General features: G+C 62.9%; 13 protein-coding genes. 6 read left to right on the plus strand and 7 right to left on the minus strand.

The genetic code is table 11. The features are described 5' to 3' along the window. Window positions 1-41 precede the first annotated feature (41 nt). From parE to AACY45_RS13885, 5 genes are all read left to right on the plus strand, one after another. Window positions 42-1,946: a DNA topoisomerase IV subunit B gene (gene parE / locus AACY45_RS13865; RefSeq protein WP_339546011.1), complete on the plus strand. Its 1,905-nt coding sequence runs from the start codon at window positions 42-44 to the stop codon at window positions 1,944-1,946. After that, entirely contained in the window at window positions 1,946-2,929 is a 984-nt protein-coding gene (locus AACY45_RS13870; protein WP_339546012.1) for an esterase-like activity of phytase family protein, read from the plus strand. Before parE ends, AACY45_RS13870 begins: the two co-directional genes overlap by 1 nt. Then, on the plus strand, window positions 2,926-3,447 hold the full coding sequence (locus AACY45_RS13875; RefSeq protein WP_339546013.1) for a retropepsin-like aspartic protease family protein: 522 nt from the start codon (window positions 2,926-2,928) through the stop codon (window positions 3,445-3,447). Before AACY45_RS13870 ends, AACY45_RS13875 begins: the two co-directional genes overlap by 4 nt. 10 nt (window positions 3,448-3,457) lie before the next feature. Continuing rightward, window positions 3,458-5,722, plus strand: a complete 2,265-nt coding sequence (gene parC / locus AACY45_RS13880) for a DNA topoisomerase IV subunit A (RefSeq protein WP_159993410.1) — start codon at window positions 3,458-3,460, stop codon at window positions 5,720-5,722. 176 nt (window positions 5,723-5,898) lie between these two features. Continuing rightward, window positions 5,899-6,612, plus strand: coding sequence for a PqiC family protein (locus AACY45_RS13885; protein WP_339546014.1), 714 nt, complete (start codon window positions 5,899-5,901; stop codon window positions 6,610-6,612). A 177-nt stretch (window positions 6,613-6,789) separates the two neighbouring features. On the opposite strand, the gene AACY45_RS13890 is transcribed toward AACY45_RS13885, so the two are convergent. Continuing rightward, entirely contained in the window at window positions 6,790-8,325 is a 1,536-nt protein-coding gene (locus AACY45_RS13890) for an AhpA/YtjB family protein (RefSeq protein ID WP_339546015.1), read from the minus strand. A 134-nt stretch (window positions 8,326-8,459) separates the two neighbouring features. On the opposite strand from AACY45_RS13890, the gene serB reads away from it, so the two are divergent. Further along, window positions 8,460-9,674, plus strand: coding sequence for a phosphoserine phosphatase SerB (serB, locus tag AACY45_RS13895; RefSeq protein WP_095169604.1), 1,215 nt, complete (start codon window positions 8,460-8,462; stop codon window positions 9,672-9,674). Window positions 9,675-9,801: 127 nt separating this feature from the next. Here serB and asd read toward each other — a convergent pair whose 3' ends face one another. From asd to AACY45_RS13925, 6 genes are all read right to left on the minus strand, one after another. Continuing rightward, window positions 9,802-10,662, minus strand: a complete 861-nt coding sequence (asd, locus tag AACY45_RS13900) for an archaetidylserine decarboxylase (RefSeq protein WP_339546016.1) — start codon at window positions 10,660-10,662, stop codon at window positions 9,802-9,804. An 18-nt stretch (window positions 10,663-10,680) separates the two neighbouring features. Further along, complete coding sequence (rhdA, locus tag AACY45_RS13905) at window positions 10,681-11,496, minus strand: thiosulfate sulfurtransferase (RefSeq protein WP_339546017.1); 816 nt, start codon at window positions 11,494-11,496, stop codon at window positions 10,681-10,683. Window positions 11,497-11,600: 104 nt separating this feature from the next. After that, entirely contained in the window at window positions 11,601-13,118 is a 1,518-nt protein-coding gene (locus tag AACY45_RS13910) for a GumC family protein (RefSeq protein ID WP_339546018.1), read from the minus strand. 12 nt (window positions 13,119-13,130) lie between these two features. Further along, complete coding sequence (locus AACY45_RS13915) at window positions 13,131-14,273, minus strand: hypothetical protein (protein WP_339546019.1); 1,143 nt, start codon at window positions 14,271-14,273, stop codon at window positions 13,131-13,133. After that, window positions 14,260-14,889 carry a polysaccharide biosynthesis/export family protein gene (locus AACY45_RS13920; RefSeq protein ID WP_339546020.1) on the minus strand — a complete coding sequence of 210 codons (630 nt, stop codon included), beginning with the start codon at window positions 14,887-14,889 and terminating at the stop codon, window positions 14,260-14,262. The genes AACY45_RS13915 and AACY45_RS13920 overlap by 14 nt, the downstream gene beginning before the upstream one ends. Before the next feature lie 193 nt (window positions 14,890-15,082). Then, the gene (locus tag AACY45_RS13925; protein ID WP_339546021.1) at window positions 15,083-15,637 is read right to left on the minus strand and encodes a hypothetical protein; all 555 of its coding nucleotides are present in this window, start codon (window positions 15,635-15,637) and stop codon (window positions 15,083-15,085) included. Window positions 15,638-15,709: the final 72 nt, after the last annotated feature.

Consider the following 15,709-nt stretch of genomic DNA (forward strand, 5'->3'; position numbering starts at 1 on the left):
CCCTTGCCCCTATTTTCATGAACGACTGACGACGAGACCCCATGGCCACTCCCAGCGCTAGCTCTTATAACGCAGACGCCATCGAAGTCCTCTCGGGCCTCGACCCGGTGCGTAAACGCCCCGGCATGTACACCGACACCAGTCGGCCGAACCACCTTGCCCAGGAAGTCATCGACAACAGCGTCGACGAAGCCTTGGCCGGGCACGCCAAATCGGTCCAGGTCATCCTCCACGCCGACCACTCGCTGGAAGTCAGCGATGATGGCCGCGGCATGCCGGTGGACATCCACCCGGAAGAGGGCGTCTCGGGCGTCGAGCTGATCCTCACCAAGCTGCACGCCGGCGGCAAGTTCTCCAACAAGAACTACCAGTTCTCCGGTGGTTTGCACGGGGTCGGTATTTCGGTGGTCAACGCCCTGTCCACCGAGGTCCGGGTGCGGGTCAAGCGTGACGGCAACGAATACCAGATGACGTTCGCCGACGGTTACAAGAAAACCGAGCTGGAAGTGATCGGCAGTGTCGGCAAGCGCAACACCGGCACCAGCGTGTTCTTTGCCCCGGATCCGAAGTATTTCGATTCGCCGAAATTCTCCATCAGCCGCCTCAAGCACGTGCTCAAGGCCAAGGCCGTATTGTGCCCGGGGCTGCTGGTCAGTTTTGAAGACAAGGCCACCGGCGAAAAAGTCGAATGGCATTACGAAGACGGCCTGCGTTCCTACCTGGTGGACGCAGTCAGCGAATTCGAGCGCCTGCCGGACGAACCGTTCTGCGGCAGCCTGGCCGGCAATAAAGAAGCGGTCGACTGGGCGCTGCTGTGGTTGCCCGAAGGCGGCGACAGCGTGCAGGAAAGCTACGTCAACCTGATCCCCACGGCGCAGGGCGGTACCCACGTCAACGGCCTGCGTCAGGGCCTGCTCGATGCGATGCGCGAGTTCTGCGAATTCCGCAGCCTGTTGCCCCGTGGGGTGAAGCTGGCGCCGGAAGACGTCTGGGAGCGCATCGCGTTCGTCCTGTCGATGAAAATGCAGGAGCCGCAATTCTCCGGCCAGACCAAGGAGCGCCTGTCGTCCCGCGAGGCGGCGGCGTTTGTTTCCGGAGTGGTCAAGGACGCGTTCAGCCTGTGGCTCAACGCCCACCCGGAAACCGGCATGCTCCTGGCGGAACTGGCGATCAACAACGCCGGCCGTCGCCTCAAGGCCAGCAAGAAAGTCGAGCGTAAACGCATTACCTCGGGTCCGGCCCTGCCGGGCAAGCTCGCCGACTGCGCCGGGCAGGACCCGATGCGCTCCGAGCTGTTCCTGGTGGAAGGTGACTCCGCCGGCGGCTCGGCCAAACAGGCGCGGGACAAAGAGTTCCAGGCGATCCTGCCGCTGCGCGGCAAGATCCTCAACACCTGGGAAGTGGACGGCAGCGAAGTGCTGGCCAGCCAGGAAGTGCATAACATTGCCGTCGCCATTGGCGTCGATCCGGGCGCGGCGGACATGAGCCAGCTGCGCTACGGCAAGATCTGCATCCTCGCCGACGCCGACTCCGACGGCCTACACATCGCCACCTTGCTCTGCGCCTTGTTCGTCCAGCATTTCCGTCCGCTGGTGGATGCCGGTCACGTCTACGTGGCGATGCCGCCGCTGTACCGGATCGACCTGGGCAAGGAAATCTACTACGCCCTCGACGAAGCCGAGCGCGATGGCATCCTCGACCGCCTGGTGGCCGAGAAGAAACGCGGCAAGCCCCAGGTCACCCGATTTAAAGGCCTGGGTGAAATGAACCCGCCGCAGTTGCGCGAAACCACCATGGACCCGAACACCCGGCGCCTGGTGCAATTGACCCTGGATGATTTCGCCGCCACGTCGGAAATGATGGACATGCTGCTGGCGAAAAAACGTGCAGGTGATCGCAAGTCCTGGCTGGAGTCCAAGGGCAACCTGGCCGAGGTTCTGGGCTGATGCGGAGCGGTTTCGCCCTCCCATGGCTGTTGCTGGCGGGGGCTGCGTTCGCGCAGCCCCCGCCTGAGCTGACGCTGCTGTCCGAGCATGCCGTGCAAGGCATGCACGGCGGCAATCTGTCGGGACTGGCGCAATGCGGCAATGACCTGTGGACGGTTTCCGATCGCGACGATGGGCAGATCTATCGTCTCGCCACGGGCGAGGGCGTGTGGCAGGCCGAAGCGGTGCCCATCGACGTGCCGCCGGTGCCGGACAGCGGCTTGCCTTGGGGCCTGAAATCGCGCACCTGGGCGTCGTCGATCGTGCGCGGTGGCAACCTCGATTTCGAAGGCATCAGCTGTGACAAGGCGGGCAATCGCTACATCGTCAGCGAGGCCCATGCGGCCGTATTGCAGGTGCCGCCGACGGGCGCTGCGCAATGGCTGAAAATTTCCCCGATGCTGGCGCGCGAAGCGCGGGCCAGTGGCATGTTGCTGCACTTCAACGCGCTGTTCGAAGGCCTGGCTGTCGACCCTGAGGGCAACCAGCTGTGGCTGGCGGCCGAGCGCGAGCGGCGCGGGCTGTTGCGGCTCAAGCGGCAACAAACCGTGTGGGATTGCGACGGCGCCTGCGTGCTGCTCAGCGAAGCCGGCACGCAAATGCAGCCGGCGCAGTTTCCCCATGCCCGGCCGGTGTCTCGGGACTTCGCTGACCTGGCGTGGTTCGACGGCAAGCTCTTTACCCTGGAACGCAACGCCTATGAAATCTGCCGCCGTGACGCGGTGACGGCCAAGGTCGAGCGTTGCTGGTCGTTTGCCGCCGATGCCTTGCAGGCGCCGCGACGTTATCCACAAGCCTACGGCCTGGCCGAGGCGCTGGTGATCGACGCCACAGGTGCCTGGATTGGCATCGACAACAACAACGGCGCCCGTGCCGATGGTGAATTTCGCCCGATCGTCTGGCGCTTCGCAGCGCCGCTGGGTGGCTGGAGCGCCAAGTCATGAGTCAGCAGGCGCCGGGCAAGCGCGCCGGCCGGGTGCTGCTGGTGCTCGCCTGGTGTGCCGGGCTGTTTCTGGCGACGCGGTTTTTTGGCGACTGGGAGCAGCGTCAGGAAAACCCCAACACCCAGGTCAGTTCGCAGCAGGGCGAGGGGTTTATCGAGGTGAAGCTGGTGGGCAATGGTCAGGGGCACTTCGTTGCCGATGGCCAGATCAACGGCCAGCCGGTGAACTTCATGCTCGATACCGGGGCCACCGATGTGTCGATCCCGGCCAGCCTGGCCCGACGGCTGAACCTGGAAAAAGGTGTCGAGGTCACCCTGAGCACGGCCAATGGTCGCAGCCAGGGCTATCGGACCCGACTGGAACAACTGAAACTGGGCGACATTGTCTTGCATGACGTGCGCGCCCTGGTGGCGCCAGGCTTGAGCGGCGATCAAGTGCTGCTGGGCATGAGCGCCCTGAAACGACTCGAATTTACCCAGCGCGGCGGCACCTTGCTGCTGCGCCAGACCACGAAATGATGAGGCCCGCATGAGCGACTCCCTGGATCTCAGCCTGGACGGCGTAGAACGCCGCTCACTGGCCGACTTCACCGAAAATGCCTACCTCAACTACTCCATGTACGTGATCATGGACCGGGCCCTGCCGCACATCGGCGACGGCCTGAAGCCGGTGCAGCGACGTATTGTCTATGCCATGAGCGAGTTGGGGCTGGACGCTGACTCCAAGCACAAGAAATCCGCGCGTACCGTCGGTGATGTGCTCGGCAAGTTTCACCCCCACGGCGACTCCGCCTGCTACGAAGCCATGGTCCTGATGGCCCAGCCGTTCAGCTACCGCTACACGCTGGTGGACGGCCAGGGTAACTGGGGGGCGCCGGATGACCCGAAATCCTTCGCCGCCATGCGTTACACCGAAGCACGGCTGTCGCGTTACTCCGAAGTGTTGCTCAGCGAACTGGGGCAGGGCACGGCCGACTGGGGGCCGAACTTCGACGGCACCCTCGACGAGCCGCTGGTGTTGCCGGCGCGGTTGCCGAACATCCTGCTCAACGGCACCACTGGCATCGCCGTGGGCATGGCCACTGACGTTCCGCCGCACAACCTGCGGGAAGTCGCCACGGCGTGCGTGCGCCTGCTCGATGAGCCGAAAGCCACGGTCGAGCAGCTGTGTGAGCACATCCAGGGCCCGGACTACCCGACCGAGGCGGAAATCATCACGCCGCGCGCCGACCTGCTGAAAATGTACGAGACCGGCAAGGGCTCGGTGCGCATGCGCGCCGTGTACCACGTCGAAGACGGCGACATCATTGTCACCGCACTGCCGCACCAGGTTTCCGGGGCCAAGGTGCTGGAACAGATTGCCGCGATGATGCAGGCCAAGCCGTCCAAGGCCCCGCAGATCGCCGACCTGCGTGACGAGTCCGACCACGAGAACCCGTGCCGGATCGTGATCATTCCGGTCAACAGCCGGGTCGATCATGAAGCCCTGATGCAGCACCTGTTCGCCAGCACAGAGCTGGAGTCCACCTACCGGGTCAATATCAACATCATTGGCCTGGACGGCAAGCCGCAGCTGAAGAACCTTCGCGCGTTGCTGGTCGAGTGGCTGGAATTTCGGGTGCGCACGGTGCGTCGCCGCTTGCAGTTCCGCCTGGACAAGGTCGAGCGTCGCCTGCACCTGTTGGACGGCTTGTTGATTGCCTACCTCAACCTGGATGAAGTGATCCACATCATCCGCACCGAGGAACACCCCAAGGCCAAGCTGATCGAGCGTTTTGCCCTGAGCGAAATCCAGGCTGACTACATCCTCGACACACGCCTGCGTCAGTTGGCGCGCCTGGAAGAGATGAAGCTGCGCGACGAGCAGGACGAACTGCTCAAGGAGCAGGCCAAGCTGCAAGCCCTGCTGGGCAGCGAAGCCAAGCTCAAGAAGCTGGTGCGCACCGAGCTGCTCAAGGATGCCGAAACCTATGGCGACGACCGTCGCTCGCCGATTGTCGAGCGCACCGAAGCCAAGGCGCTGACCGAGCATGATCTGCTGCCGAACGAGAAAGTCACGGTGGTGCTGTCGGAAAAAGGCTGGGTGCGCTCGGCCAAAGGCCACGATATCGATGCGACCGGCCTTTCCTACAAGGCCGGGGACGGTTTCAAGACCGCCGCTGCCGGTCGTTCCAACCAGTTTGCGGTATTCATCGACTCCACCGGGCGCAGTTACTCGGTGCCGGCCCATACCCTGCCGTCGGCCCGTGGCCAGGGCGAGCCGTTGACCGGCCGCCTGACTCCGCCACCGGGTGCGACCTTCGAGTGTGTCCTGATGCCAGAGGACGACGGCCTGTACGTGATCGCCTCCGACGCGGGTTACGGCTTCGTGGTCAAGGGCGAGGACCTGCAAGCCAAGAACAAGGCGGGCAAGGCGCTGTTGAGCCTGCCGAACAACGCCAAGGTGATCCTGCCGCGTCCGGTTGCGGACCGTGACGAGAACTGGCTGGCTTCGGTAACGACCGAAGGTCGCCTGCTGATCTTCAAAATCAGCGACCTGCCGCAGCTGGGCAAGGGTAAAGGCAACAAAATCATCGGTATCCCCGGCGAACGTGTGGCCAACCGCGAGGAATACGTCACGGATATCGCAGTGCTGCCGGAAGGCGCGACGCTGGTATTGCAGGCCGGTAAGCGCACACTGTCACTCAAGGCCGATGACCTGGAGCACTACAAAGGTGAGCGTGGACGCCGAGGCAATAAACTGCCGCGGGGCTTCCAGCGGGTCGATGCACTATTGGTAGAAACTCTCAATTAAGCGGTCTAGAGCGCTCGATCTACGATTTAACGCGTAGATCGATGCTTTCGCGCTGGAGTCGCCGGGCATATTCACGGATGATATGGCCTTTCAAACGCCGGCGTGGTCGAGCGTTCTTTATATTTTTTGAGTATTTTCACAGTGGCTGGCCTTGTGGCCGTCACCTGGATGGGATGATGACTGTTCTGCGCTTTCCTTTAATTTTGTTGCTCGCTGGCGTTCTTGGCCTGGCGGGTTGCAGCGTTCACCAGCCGGTGTCGCTGTATCAGTTGGACAGCGGCACCCCGGCGCAGCCTGCGCAAAGCTCGGGCATGGCGGTGTTGCTGGGTCCGGTATTGATTGCCGATTACCTGCAGCGTGAAACCCTATTGCAACGTCAACCGGACGGCAGCCTGCAAGCCTCGACCGACGGTCGCTGGGCCGGCAGCCTGTCTTCGGACATCAGTCAGTTGCTGCTGCGTCAGGTCGCGGGTCAACTGGACAGCCAGCGTGTGGTCCTGGCGCCGGCGACCCTGGGGTTCACCCCGGACGTCCAGGTGTTGCTGTCGATTACCCGCCTGGACTCGGGTGAGTCGCAACCGGCGGTGCTGGATGCCCAATGGCGGCTGATCGACCGTCGTGGCCAAGTCCGCGATAACCGCATCATTCACCTGCAAGAGCAGCATGCCGGCGGCACCGCCGCGCAGGTGCAGGCCCAGGGCGTGTTGTTGCAGCGCCTGGCCGAGCAGTTGTCGGTGGCCCTGAAGCCGCTGGCCAACCAGCCGCCTGTTGCCGAAGCCCCTCGCAAGTCTGCAGCGGCAAAACCCACGGCCCCCGCCGAGCGCGAGAAACAGCCGAAGATTCCGATGGCCGCGCCTATTCGCACAGACATGGAAGTGTTCCGCTTCTAAGTCGCACACCGTACCCACAAAGCCCGCTCAATGCGGGCTTTGTTGTTTCTGCCAACTGAACCCCTGTAGCAGCAGCCTCGCGGGCTCGACAGCTGCTACGGGGGAATGGCTGGGGATCGCAACAAAAAGCCCGCAGGCGATTACTCGGCTGCGGGCTTGGGTGTGGCGCGGTCGGGTTTAGGCGCCGGTCTCGTGCATGCGCGCCAGTTGCCGCTCCAACATCGAAGGGTAAGGCTCCATCAGGCGCTCGACGCAGCAGGCGCCTTCAGGGCTGGCGATCGGACGGATGCGGGCGCGCTGGCGGATCAAGGCGTCGTCGCTGATCTTGCGCTCAACCAGTAGCAGGTTGCGGCTGTGCTGGGAGAGGGCGAGGGCGTCCTGGGCGGTTTCGGTCAACAGCAGGTCGATCTGGCTCAGGCCGAAGAGTTCTTCGCCCAGGGTCAGGCCCAGCTGCAATTGCAGGGTGATGCCGCTGTCGGCGACTTCGATCTGCAACTGGTGGCCGAGGGCGCGCAGCAGTTCGCCGCAGCAAATGGCATTGGTCAGGTAGTCTTCGCCGCTTTCCTGGGTGTGGAACAGCATCAGGGTGCTGCCATCGTTGAGGGTGTGCAGCTCACTCTCGTACAGCGACGCGGCCTGGTCCAGGCAGTCGCGGTAACGGTCCAGCAGTTCGGTCAGGCGCGCGCGTGGCAAACGGCGCAGTTGCTCCTGGGCGCCAAGCTGTACGGCGAGCACGGCGCTGAACTGCGGTTGGCTGGAGGCGACGGCCTTGGGCTGTGGCTTGACCACGACGGCAGTGGTGGCGCTGTCGCGAACGTCGGCGAATGGGTCTTCATCATCGTCCGTTTCGTCTTCCTCGGCGCTGAGCACATGCCGGGGTGCGGCTTTCGGGCTGGCCACCGGAGCGCTTTCATCGAAGCTCGGGTCCCGCAGGTTGCGCACTTCGAAAGCTGGCTCGTCGTCCTCGGCATCGTCCAGTTCGTCGATTTCCGGCTCGGGAACCGCCACCGGCGCTACTGGCTCAGGGGCAAAACTGGCGTGCAGCTGGCGGGCCAGGTCGCCGATCTCGTCCTGGCGCTGGGTGGCCGGGGTGTGTTCGTCGATGTCACGCAACCACACGCGCAATTGCAGCAGCGGCGTGGAGATATGGCGACCCAGGCGCAGGCTCAGGGCCAAGGCCAGGGCCAGCAGGATGGCGCTGAGAATGCCCATGCTCTGCAGGCTGATGGTCATGGGTTGTTCGAACTGCTGCATGTCCAGGCTGATGCGCAGTTGCCCGGCCGTCACGTCCTGGAAGGTGATCTTGCTCTCGTACATGCCCTGGGTTTCGCCCAGCAGGCCCTGCTTGGGACGTTGCCCCGCCTCGGCCAGAATCCGGTTGTCCACGCTATAAATAGCCGCGTGGGCCACCAAGGGGTTCTTGGTCAGGTTGTTCAGCAGCACGTTGAGGCTGAGGATGTCATTGGACACTAACAGCTCGGTGGCCGAGGTTGCCGTCTGGGTGGTCAGGCTCTGACCCAGGGCATCGGCCTGTTCGTGCATCGCCTGCTTGAACTGCAGACCCATCACACAGGCGTAGATCACCAGGGCCAGTGCGACCAGGATCACGTTATGGCTGGCAATGCGCAATGCAATCGGTACACGGCGGTGGCGCAGTGCACGGAAGATCAGCAGGAAGAAGTTATCGGGTTTGACTGGCGTGGGCCGGTTCACTGAGCTCGGCTCTTTTGTCCGTGGAGTTGACGCGCAGTATAGCGATAGCCCCCAGACCGGCAAAGCGCTCGCTGTGCCCGATGGTCACTGAATGTGGGTAGAATGCGGTTTTTTTCCACTTGCGGGGGTGCGCCTTGCGCGAAATCGTCCTGATAAACATCACGGGAGTCGACCGTCCGGGTCTGACTGCGGCCATTACCGGTGTTCTGGCCCAGGGTGGTGTGAACATTCTCGACATCGGCCAGGCGGTGATCCACGACACCCTGTCGTTCGGCATCCTGGTTGAAATTCCCGACACCGAGCAAGGCAAGTCGGTGCTCAAGGACATCCTGTTCACGGCTTACAAGCTCGATCAGCAGGTGCGGTTCACCCCGGTTTCCGAAGAGGATTACCAGCAGTGGGTCGGCAACCAGGGTAAAAAACGCCACATCGTGACCCTGCTGACGCGCAAAGTGACGGCCGAGCAATTGCAGAGCGTGAGCTCGATCACGGCCAAGTACGGCCTGAACATCGACCACATCGACCGCCTGTCCGGGCGCATGCCACTGGACACTCCGGCCGACAAGGGCAAGGGCTGCATCGAGTTCTCGGTGCGCGGCGAGGCGGCGGATCCGCAGGCGCTGCGGGCCGAGTTCCTCAGCGTGGCCCAGGAATTGAATGTCGATATCGCCTTCCAGGAAGACTCGCTGTTCCGCCGCAACCGTCGCCTGGCGGTGTTCGACATGGACTCGACGCTGATCGAAGCCGAGGTCATCGACGAACTGGCCAAGGCGGCCGGAGTGGGTGAGCAGGTGTCTGAAATCACCGAGCGGGCCATGGCCGGCGAGCTGGATTTTCGTGCCAGCTTCAAGGAGCGCCTGGCCTTGCTCAAAGGCCTGGACGTCGGAGTGCTGGATTCCATCGGTGCCTCGCTGCGCCTGACCGAAGGCGCCGAAACCCTGTTCGCCGAGCTCAAGCGCCTGGGTTACAAGACGGCGATCCTGTCTGGCGGCTTTACCTACTTTGCCAAGCAGCTGCAGGCCAAGCTGGGCATCGACTACGTGTTTGCCAACGAACTGGAAGTGGTCGACGGCAAAGTCACCGGGGTGGCGGTCGAGCCGATTGTCGACGCCCAACGCAAGGCCGATCTGCTGCGGGAACTGGCGCACAAGGAAGGTTTGCGTCTGGAACAGACCATTGCGGTCGGTGACGGCGCCAACGATCTGCCGATGCTGGCGATTGCCGGTTTGGGTGTGGCGTTCCGCGCCAAGCCGCTGGTCAAACAGTCGGCCAAACAGGCGATTTCCACCCTGGGGCTGGATGGCGTGCTGTACCTGCTGGGGTTCAGGGACCGCGACGGACAGCTGTAACACCGCAAAACACTTGTAGGAGCGAGCCTGCTCGCGATGGTCGTCAACGAAGACGCGGGCTTTCTGAATGCCCGCGTCGCTCTATGGTTCATCGCGAGCAAGCTCGCTCCTACAGTGCCGGTGTGTATCAGGCTTTTGGTGCGCCCAGGCCCTGGCCCATCACCACCGGCGAACCCGCCGCCAGTTCTTCAGCCCATTGCACTTGGTCCGGGCCAAACAGCACCACTGCCGTCGAACCCAGTTTGAAGCGACCCAGCTCCGCACCTTTTTCCAGGTGGATCGGTGCGCGGGCGGCTTCGTCGTAGCGGAAGGTTTTCAGTTCGCGCTTGGGCGGCGTGACCAGCCCGGCCCAGACGGTCTCGATCGAGGCAACGATCATCGCGCCCACCAGCACCACGGCCATCGGGCCACGCTCGGTGTCGAAAATGCAGGCCACACGTTCGTTACGGGCAAACAGCTCCGGCACGTTTTCGGCGGTGGTCTGGTTGACCGAGAAGATCCGCCCCGGGATGTAGACCATCTCGCGCAGGGTGCCGGCCAGCGGCATGTGCACGCGGTGGTAATCCTTGGGCGAGAGGTAGATGGTGGCGAAGTCGCCGCCCATGAACGGCGCGGCATTGGCGGCGTCGCCGCCCAGCAGTTCCAGCACGCTGAAGCTGTGGCCCTTGGCCTGGAACACGCGACCGTGCTCGATCGGGCCGAGTTGGCTGACCGCACCGTCGGCCGGGCTGAGGATCGCGCCCGGGGTCTGGTCCAGTGGCCGGGCACCGTCTTTCAGGGCGCGGGTGAAGAAGGCGTTGAAGTGCTCGTAGGCGCTCAGGTCTTCGACCAGCGCCTGGGACATGTCGACCTGGTAGCGCTTGGCGAACCAGGCGGTGAAGGCATTCTTGAACCAACGCACGCGGCATTCGGCAATGCAGCCGGCCAGACGCGAGAGCAGGTGGTGGGGCAGCAGGTACTGGCTGAGGATAAACAAACGCTTTTTCATTAACTGTCCTTAAAAACCTTAAATCTCAACGGGCGTATCGGGATGGTTGCCCCATTCGCCCCATGAACCGGCGTAGCCTTTGACCCGCGGATAACCGAGCGCCTTGGCCACCAGATAGGTGAAGCCAGAGCGGTGGTGGGTCTGGCAGTGGGTAATCACTTCTTTGTCAGGGGTAATGCCAAGCTGCTCGAGGATCTGCGCCATGTCGCTGCGGATACGCAGTTGACGCGCCTGATCCATGCCCGCGGTCCACTCGAAGTTGATCGCGCCGGGAATATGCCCGCCCTTGGCCGCCAGGACTTTCTCCCCGGAGTATTCCAGCGGGCCGCGTGCATCCCAGATCGCCAGGTCGGCGGCGCCGAGACGGCTTTGCAGGTACTCGCGGGTGGCCGTGGGGCCGTCGTGCAAGGTCAGCCCGACCGGGCCGCCGACTGCCGCGGGAACCTCGCCAGACAGTGGCAAGCCTTCGGCCTGCCAGGCCAGCAACCCACCGTCGAGGTAGTGATAACGCCGGTGACCGATGACATCCAGCAGCCAGATGAAGCGCCCGGCCCAGCCGCCACCTTCGTCGTCGTACACCACGTAGACCGCATCGGGGTTATGCCCCAGCTCGCCGAACAGGGCTTCGAGTGCCGCCTGTGGCGGCATCAGGCCCGGTGCTGGCGGCTGGCCCAGTTGGGTGCGCTTGGGGTCGACGAAGCGTGCGCCGGGGATATGCCCTTGGGCATAGCGGGCGCTGCTGGTCAGGTCCACCAGGATCAGTTCGCGGGCGTCGAGGCGGGCGCGCAGCTCGCCCGGCTCGATCACCAACGGCAAGCCAGAGAAGTCAGGCATGTGAGGTCTCCAGAGCACAAAGGGAGACGATTGTAGCGCAAGCACTAACAGAGGGCTTGTGAACTATGAGGGTGTGGGGGCGAGCAGGCTCGCCCCCACAGGGATCATCCCAGGTTCGGCACCTTGGCGATCACGGGCAGGCCCAGGTAGCGGCGCACGTCCGAGTCGGACTTGAGGCTGTCGTCGAAGAACTCGATCACGAACGCCAGGCCGATCCCACCGAGCAAGCCACCGATCAGTACGCCAATCAACACCATCCACAGTTTCGGGCTGACGGGCTTGGTATTGACGGTCGCCCAGCTCACCACCGAGACGTTGCCGATCTGCGAGCTGGCCTGTTCGTTGAGGAAGCGGGTCTCCTCGAGTTTCTCCAGGTACAGCTTGCGGCTGTCGCGCAACACGCCGAGTTTCTGTTCCAGTTCCTTGAACTGGGCTTCGACGTTGTTGATTTCGTTGAGCCGGGCAATATCCGCCGCCTCCTGCTCCTTGAGAGTGGCCAGGCCCTGGCGATAGCCGGCCATGGCCGCCTCGCTTTTCATCAGGTCATCGCGCACACGGGCGTTGAGCGGGTTGATGCCGCGCCGCGAGTTGGTGTCGCGCTGGCCGCGTTGTTCGGCGATCCCACGTTCGACAACGCTGATCTGTTCACGCAGTGAGCTGACCTTCGGGTCGCTTGGCGACAGTCGGGCGATGGTGTCGGCCTCCTGGCGCTTGAGGTCCGTCAGTTGCTTGTTCATCTCGCTCAGGGCGTAGCTGTTGGAGCCTTGCTGGCCGTCGAGTTCGGTCACCCGGGGCAAGCCGGTCAACTGACTGCGCAGCACATCGATCTGCTTGTCGGTCTGCTCGACCATCAACGACGTGGTATCGATGTTCTTGCGCGCGTCCTTGAGTTTCTCGATCTGCATGCTGCGTTGCAGGTCGACATCCATGATCTGCCGGTCATTGCGGAAGTGTTCCAGGGTGCCTTCGATGCCCTTGATCTGGCCGTCGAGCTCCTCCAGCTGGGTGGAGATAAAGCCGGTCTGCTCGCGCTGGTAGACCCTGACCCGTTCGGTGAGGTAGTGCTTGACCAGTTCATTGACCCCCAATGCGGCAGCCTGCGGCGACTTGCTCTTGAGCGTGACCTCGATGATGTTGGAGCTCTTGACCGGTTCTGCACTCAGGTCATTCTGCAAGCGCGAGATGGCTTTGCTGCGCAGGTCGCGGTTGCCTGATTGCGGGAAGAAGAAGCTCTCGAGACCGGCGTAGGCCTGGGTGGCCATCTGCAGCCAGCCCTTGGGGGTGTACCAGGGATGGTTGATGTCGATGCCGGGAAACAGCACTTGCGGCGTCAGTTTGTCCACCACCTGTTCGGACAGGCCCTCGCTGGTGATGATCTCGGCTTCGGAGTGCAGTTGTTCTTCGCGCACCACCGACATCATCGGCGTGCGGAACTGGCTGCTGCTCAGCACCGGCATGTAGATGTCTTCCTGGCCCAGGCGCACCAGGAGCCGGGCGGTGGCATCGTAGGTTGCCGGGTAGACCTTGAGCCCGACAAAGCCGCCGATCAATACCGCCAGGAAGAAGCAGATCGCGACATAACGCCGCTTGAAGAGAATATTAAGAACGTCGCGGATACTCATGTTCATCCCCTCTTATTGGGCGTATTGGCGATACACGGCGGCGGCGGGCCGCTCGGTACCGTCCGCACGAAACAGGCCGAAGTTCCCCAGGCCGTCGGGGGACTCGTAGTCCTCCAGTGAAAACCAGTAGACCCGCTCGACATCGGCCGGCAAGTCGCCGCGCAAACCCTTGCCGAAGCTTTTGCCGCCCAAGTGCTGGTTGATGTAGTCCAGGGTGGCCTTGGTCTTGGCGCTTTGTTGGGCCTCGGTCACGCCCAGGGGCGGCTCGGCGACCACATAGCCCAGCTCAGTGACCCAGATCGGCTTGCTGGATTGGCGCAGGTGCATGAACAGTTGCAGGTTGAAGAGTTTGCCCAGGTAGGTGCTGTCTTCCTTGCTGCCGACAAACCCCATCTTGGCCAGGCTGCTTTCGTCGGCGTCCATGTCCTGGGGGGCGTTGATGCCGCTGGCGTCCTTGTTGAACAGGTACGGGTGCACCGCCAGGATGTCGAAGTAGTCGCCGTAGGAGGGGTCGATATCCCAGAGCATCCACAGGTAGGTGATGTCGTTGCGCGAAATACCGGCGTGCACCAGTTTGATGTTCGCCCGCTGTTCCGCCACCGCCTGACTCACGGTTTTCATCATCTTGACGAAGTCCTTGGGCTTGGGTGACGGCCCCCAGAATTGCGGCGTGTTGGGCTCGTTCCAGATTTGCCAGTAGGTGATTCCCGCCTGGGTGGCGGGGCCGTAGCGTTCGATACAGGCTTTGATGAAGGCGGCAAAGTTGTCGTAGTAGTCGCTCGAAGGCGCCAGCTCGTAGGTGCCGCTGGACTTGAAAGCCAGCATTGGCAGGGCCCAGTTTGGCGCGTAGTGGACGATCGGCAGCAACTCGATTCCCTGCTCGGCGGCAGCCTTGACCAGGTTGTCCATGGGCGCCCAGTCGTAGACGCCTTTCTGGCCTTCCACCAGGCGCCACTCCCAGTCGATACGCACCTGCTTGACGCCCAGCGAACGGGCCAGGGCAAAGCGTGCGACCAGCTCATCGTAGCCGCCACCGCCCCATTTGGCGTTGATCCCGTATTTCATCTCGGCCTGCGCCACGGGCATCAGCAAACAGGCGAGCAACCCCAGGACCAGGCTGCTCCAGAGCCTCACGCGTGGATTAGAAGGTGCCATCCGAACTGTCCCCGCTGTTGTAGTTGCGGTTGACCGAGAAGCCGAAGTTGATGCCTTTGAACAGCAGCAGGTCGGTGATGTATTGCGTCACCCACAGGTTGGCATTGGCAATCGGCGAGCGCGGGACATAGATCACGTCGTAAGGGTTCAGGGCCACGGCCATGTCGTTCTTGCCCAGTTCGATGGCCTGGTCGCTCAGGTCCAGGTGGTAGCTCTTGGGCTCGCCATTTTCCTGCTTGCGGATCAGCACCACGGATTCCGGGTGCGCGGTGTAACGCAGGCCCCCGGCACGGTAGATCGCCTGCATCACCGTGATGCCACCCTCCATAGGGATAACCTGGGGCTTGGCCACTTCGCCGCCGATGTACGCGCGAAAGCCCTTGAAGGACTTGACCATCACCGACACGCTCGAATCACTGAGCTTGCCCGTGTAGGCCTTGCTGATGGCCGCGCTCAGTTCGTCGGGCGTCAACCCGGCGGCCTTGATGTCCGAGACCCGCTGCATACTGATGAAGCCATCGGGCCGCACCGGGATCGCCTCGTCGTAGTCCTTGGCGGTGTAGAACTTGATGTCCAGGTCATCACCGGGACGGATCAGGTATTTTCCGCCGGGCACCACCCCATCCTTGCCTAGCAGCGGCAAAGTCTCCGACCCAGCCATCTGTTCGGTCTTGATCGTTGTACAACCACTCAGCAGGCCCCCCATCAGTACAGCGGTTAGCAGAAACTTCGCGCTCGCCCCACACCAGTCCATGATCGCCATGTCCGTTCTTATCCCCAGGTGAAATTCATGTTTTTCTTGGCCACGGTTACAACCAGCGATACAACCACTCCGGAATAAAGTTGAGGGTGCGATTGAGCACCACGCCCAGCACGTTGCCGCCGCTGTCCTCGAGGCGGTCGCAAACGTACTTGGCGGCATGGCGTCGGCTCTTGTTGGCCTGTGCGACCAGCACAATCGAATTCATGTGGCGAGCGGCAACGATCGACACGGGGGCGAAGGTCGGCGACGGCATGTCCCAGAGCACCAGGTCAAAATGCTCGCGCAGGCGCTCGGCCAGTGCCGCCGGCGATTCACCGCCGTGGCCCAGCAGCTTCAGGCAACTGTTGACCGACAGGCTGATGCGCACCACCGAATGGTTCGGCACCCGCAGGCGCTTGAGGTCGCCGGCGAGCATTTCGGCGTCGTCGACATGGGCGCTGACCTCGATCACCAGCACGCTGCCAAAGGCGGCGGCCAGATGGCTGGCGGCCTGCTGGGCGACAAAGGTGGTGCCGACCTTGCGCGCCACGCCGATGAACATCAGTTGCGTAAGCGCCTCGTCAGTGGCGTCGCGCAGGACCCTGGCCATGATTTCCTGCATCGGAAACCTCAGTCTTGCCTCGTCTACTCCCGCAGAGGGCACGATGGGATGACTGATTGCATTCATAATTGA

The organism is Pseudomonas sp. RA_35y_Pfl2_P32 (genome assembly GCF_963970735.1).
Lineage (GTDB): Bacteria > Pseudomonadota > Gammaproteobacteria > Pseudomonadales > Pseudomonadaceae > Aquipseudomonas.

Coding starts and splice junctions, on each gene's coding strand:
- parE (WP_339546011.1), top strand. CDS start 42: ATGGCCACTCCCAGCGCTAGCTCTTATAACGCAGACGCCATCGAAGTC.
- AACY45_RS13870 (WP_339546012.1), top strand. CDS start 1,946: ATGCGGAGCGGTTTCGCCCTCCCATGGCTGTTGCTGGCGGGGGCTGCG.
- AACY45_RS13875 (WP_339546013.1), top strand. CDS start 2,926: ATGAGTCAGCAGGCGCCGGGCAAGCGCGCCGGCCGGGTGCTGCTGGTG.
- parC (WP_159993410.1), top strand. CDS start 3,458: ATGAGCGACTCCCTGGATCTCAGCCTGGACGGCGTAGAACGCCGCTCA.
- AACY45_RS13885 (WP_339546014.1), top strand. CDS start 5,899: ATGACTGTTCTGCGCTTTCCTTTAATTTTGTTGCTCGCTGGCGTTCTT.
- asd (WP_339546016.1), bottom strand. CDS start 10,662: ATGAAAAAGCGTTTGTTTATCCTCAGCCAGTACCTGCTGCCCCACCAC.
- rhdA (WP_339546017.1), bottom strand. CDS start 11,496: ATGCCTGACTTCTCTGGCTTGCCGTTGGTGATCGAGCCGGGCGAGCTG.
- AACY45_RS13910 (WP_339546018.1), bottom strand. CDS start 13,118: ATGAGTATCCGCGACGTTCTTAATATTCTCTTCAAGCGGCGTTATGTC.
- AACY45_RS13915 (WP_339546019.1), bottom strand. CDS start 14,273: ATGGCACCTTCTAATCCACGCGTGAGGCTCTGGAGCAGCCTGGTCCTG.
- AACY45_RS13925 (WP_339546021.1), bottom strand. CDS start 15,637: ATGCAGGAAATCATGGCCAGGGTCCTGCGCGACGCCACTGACGAGGCG.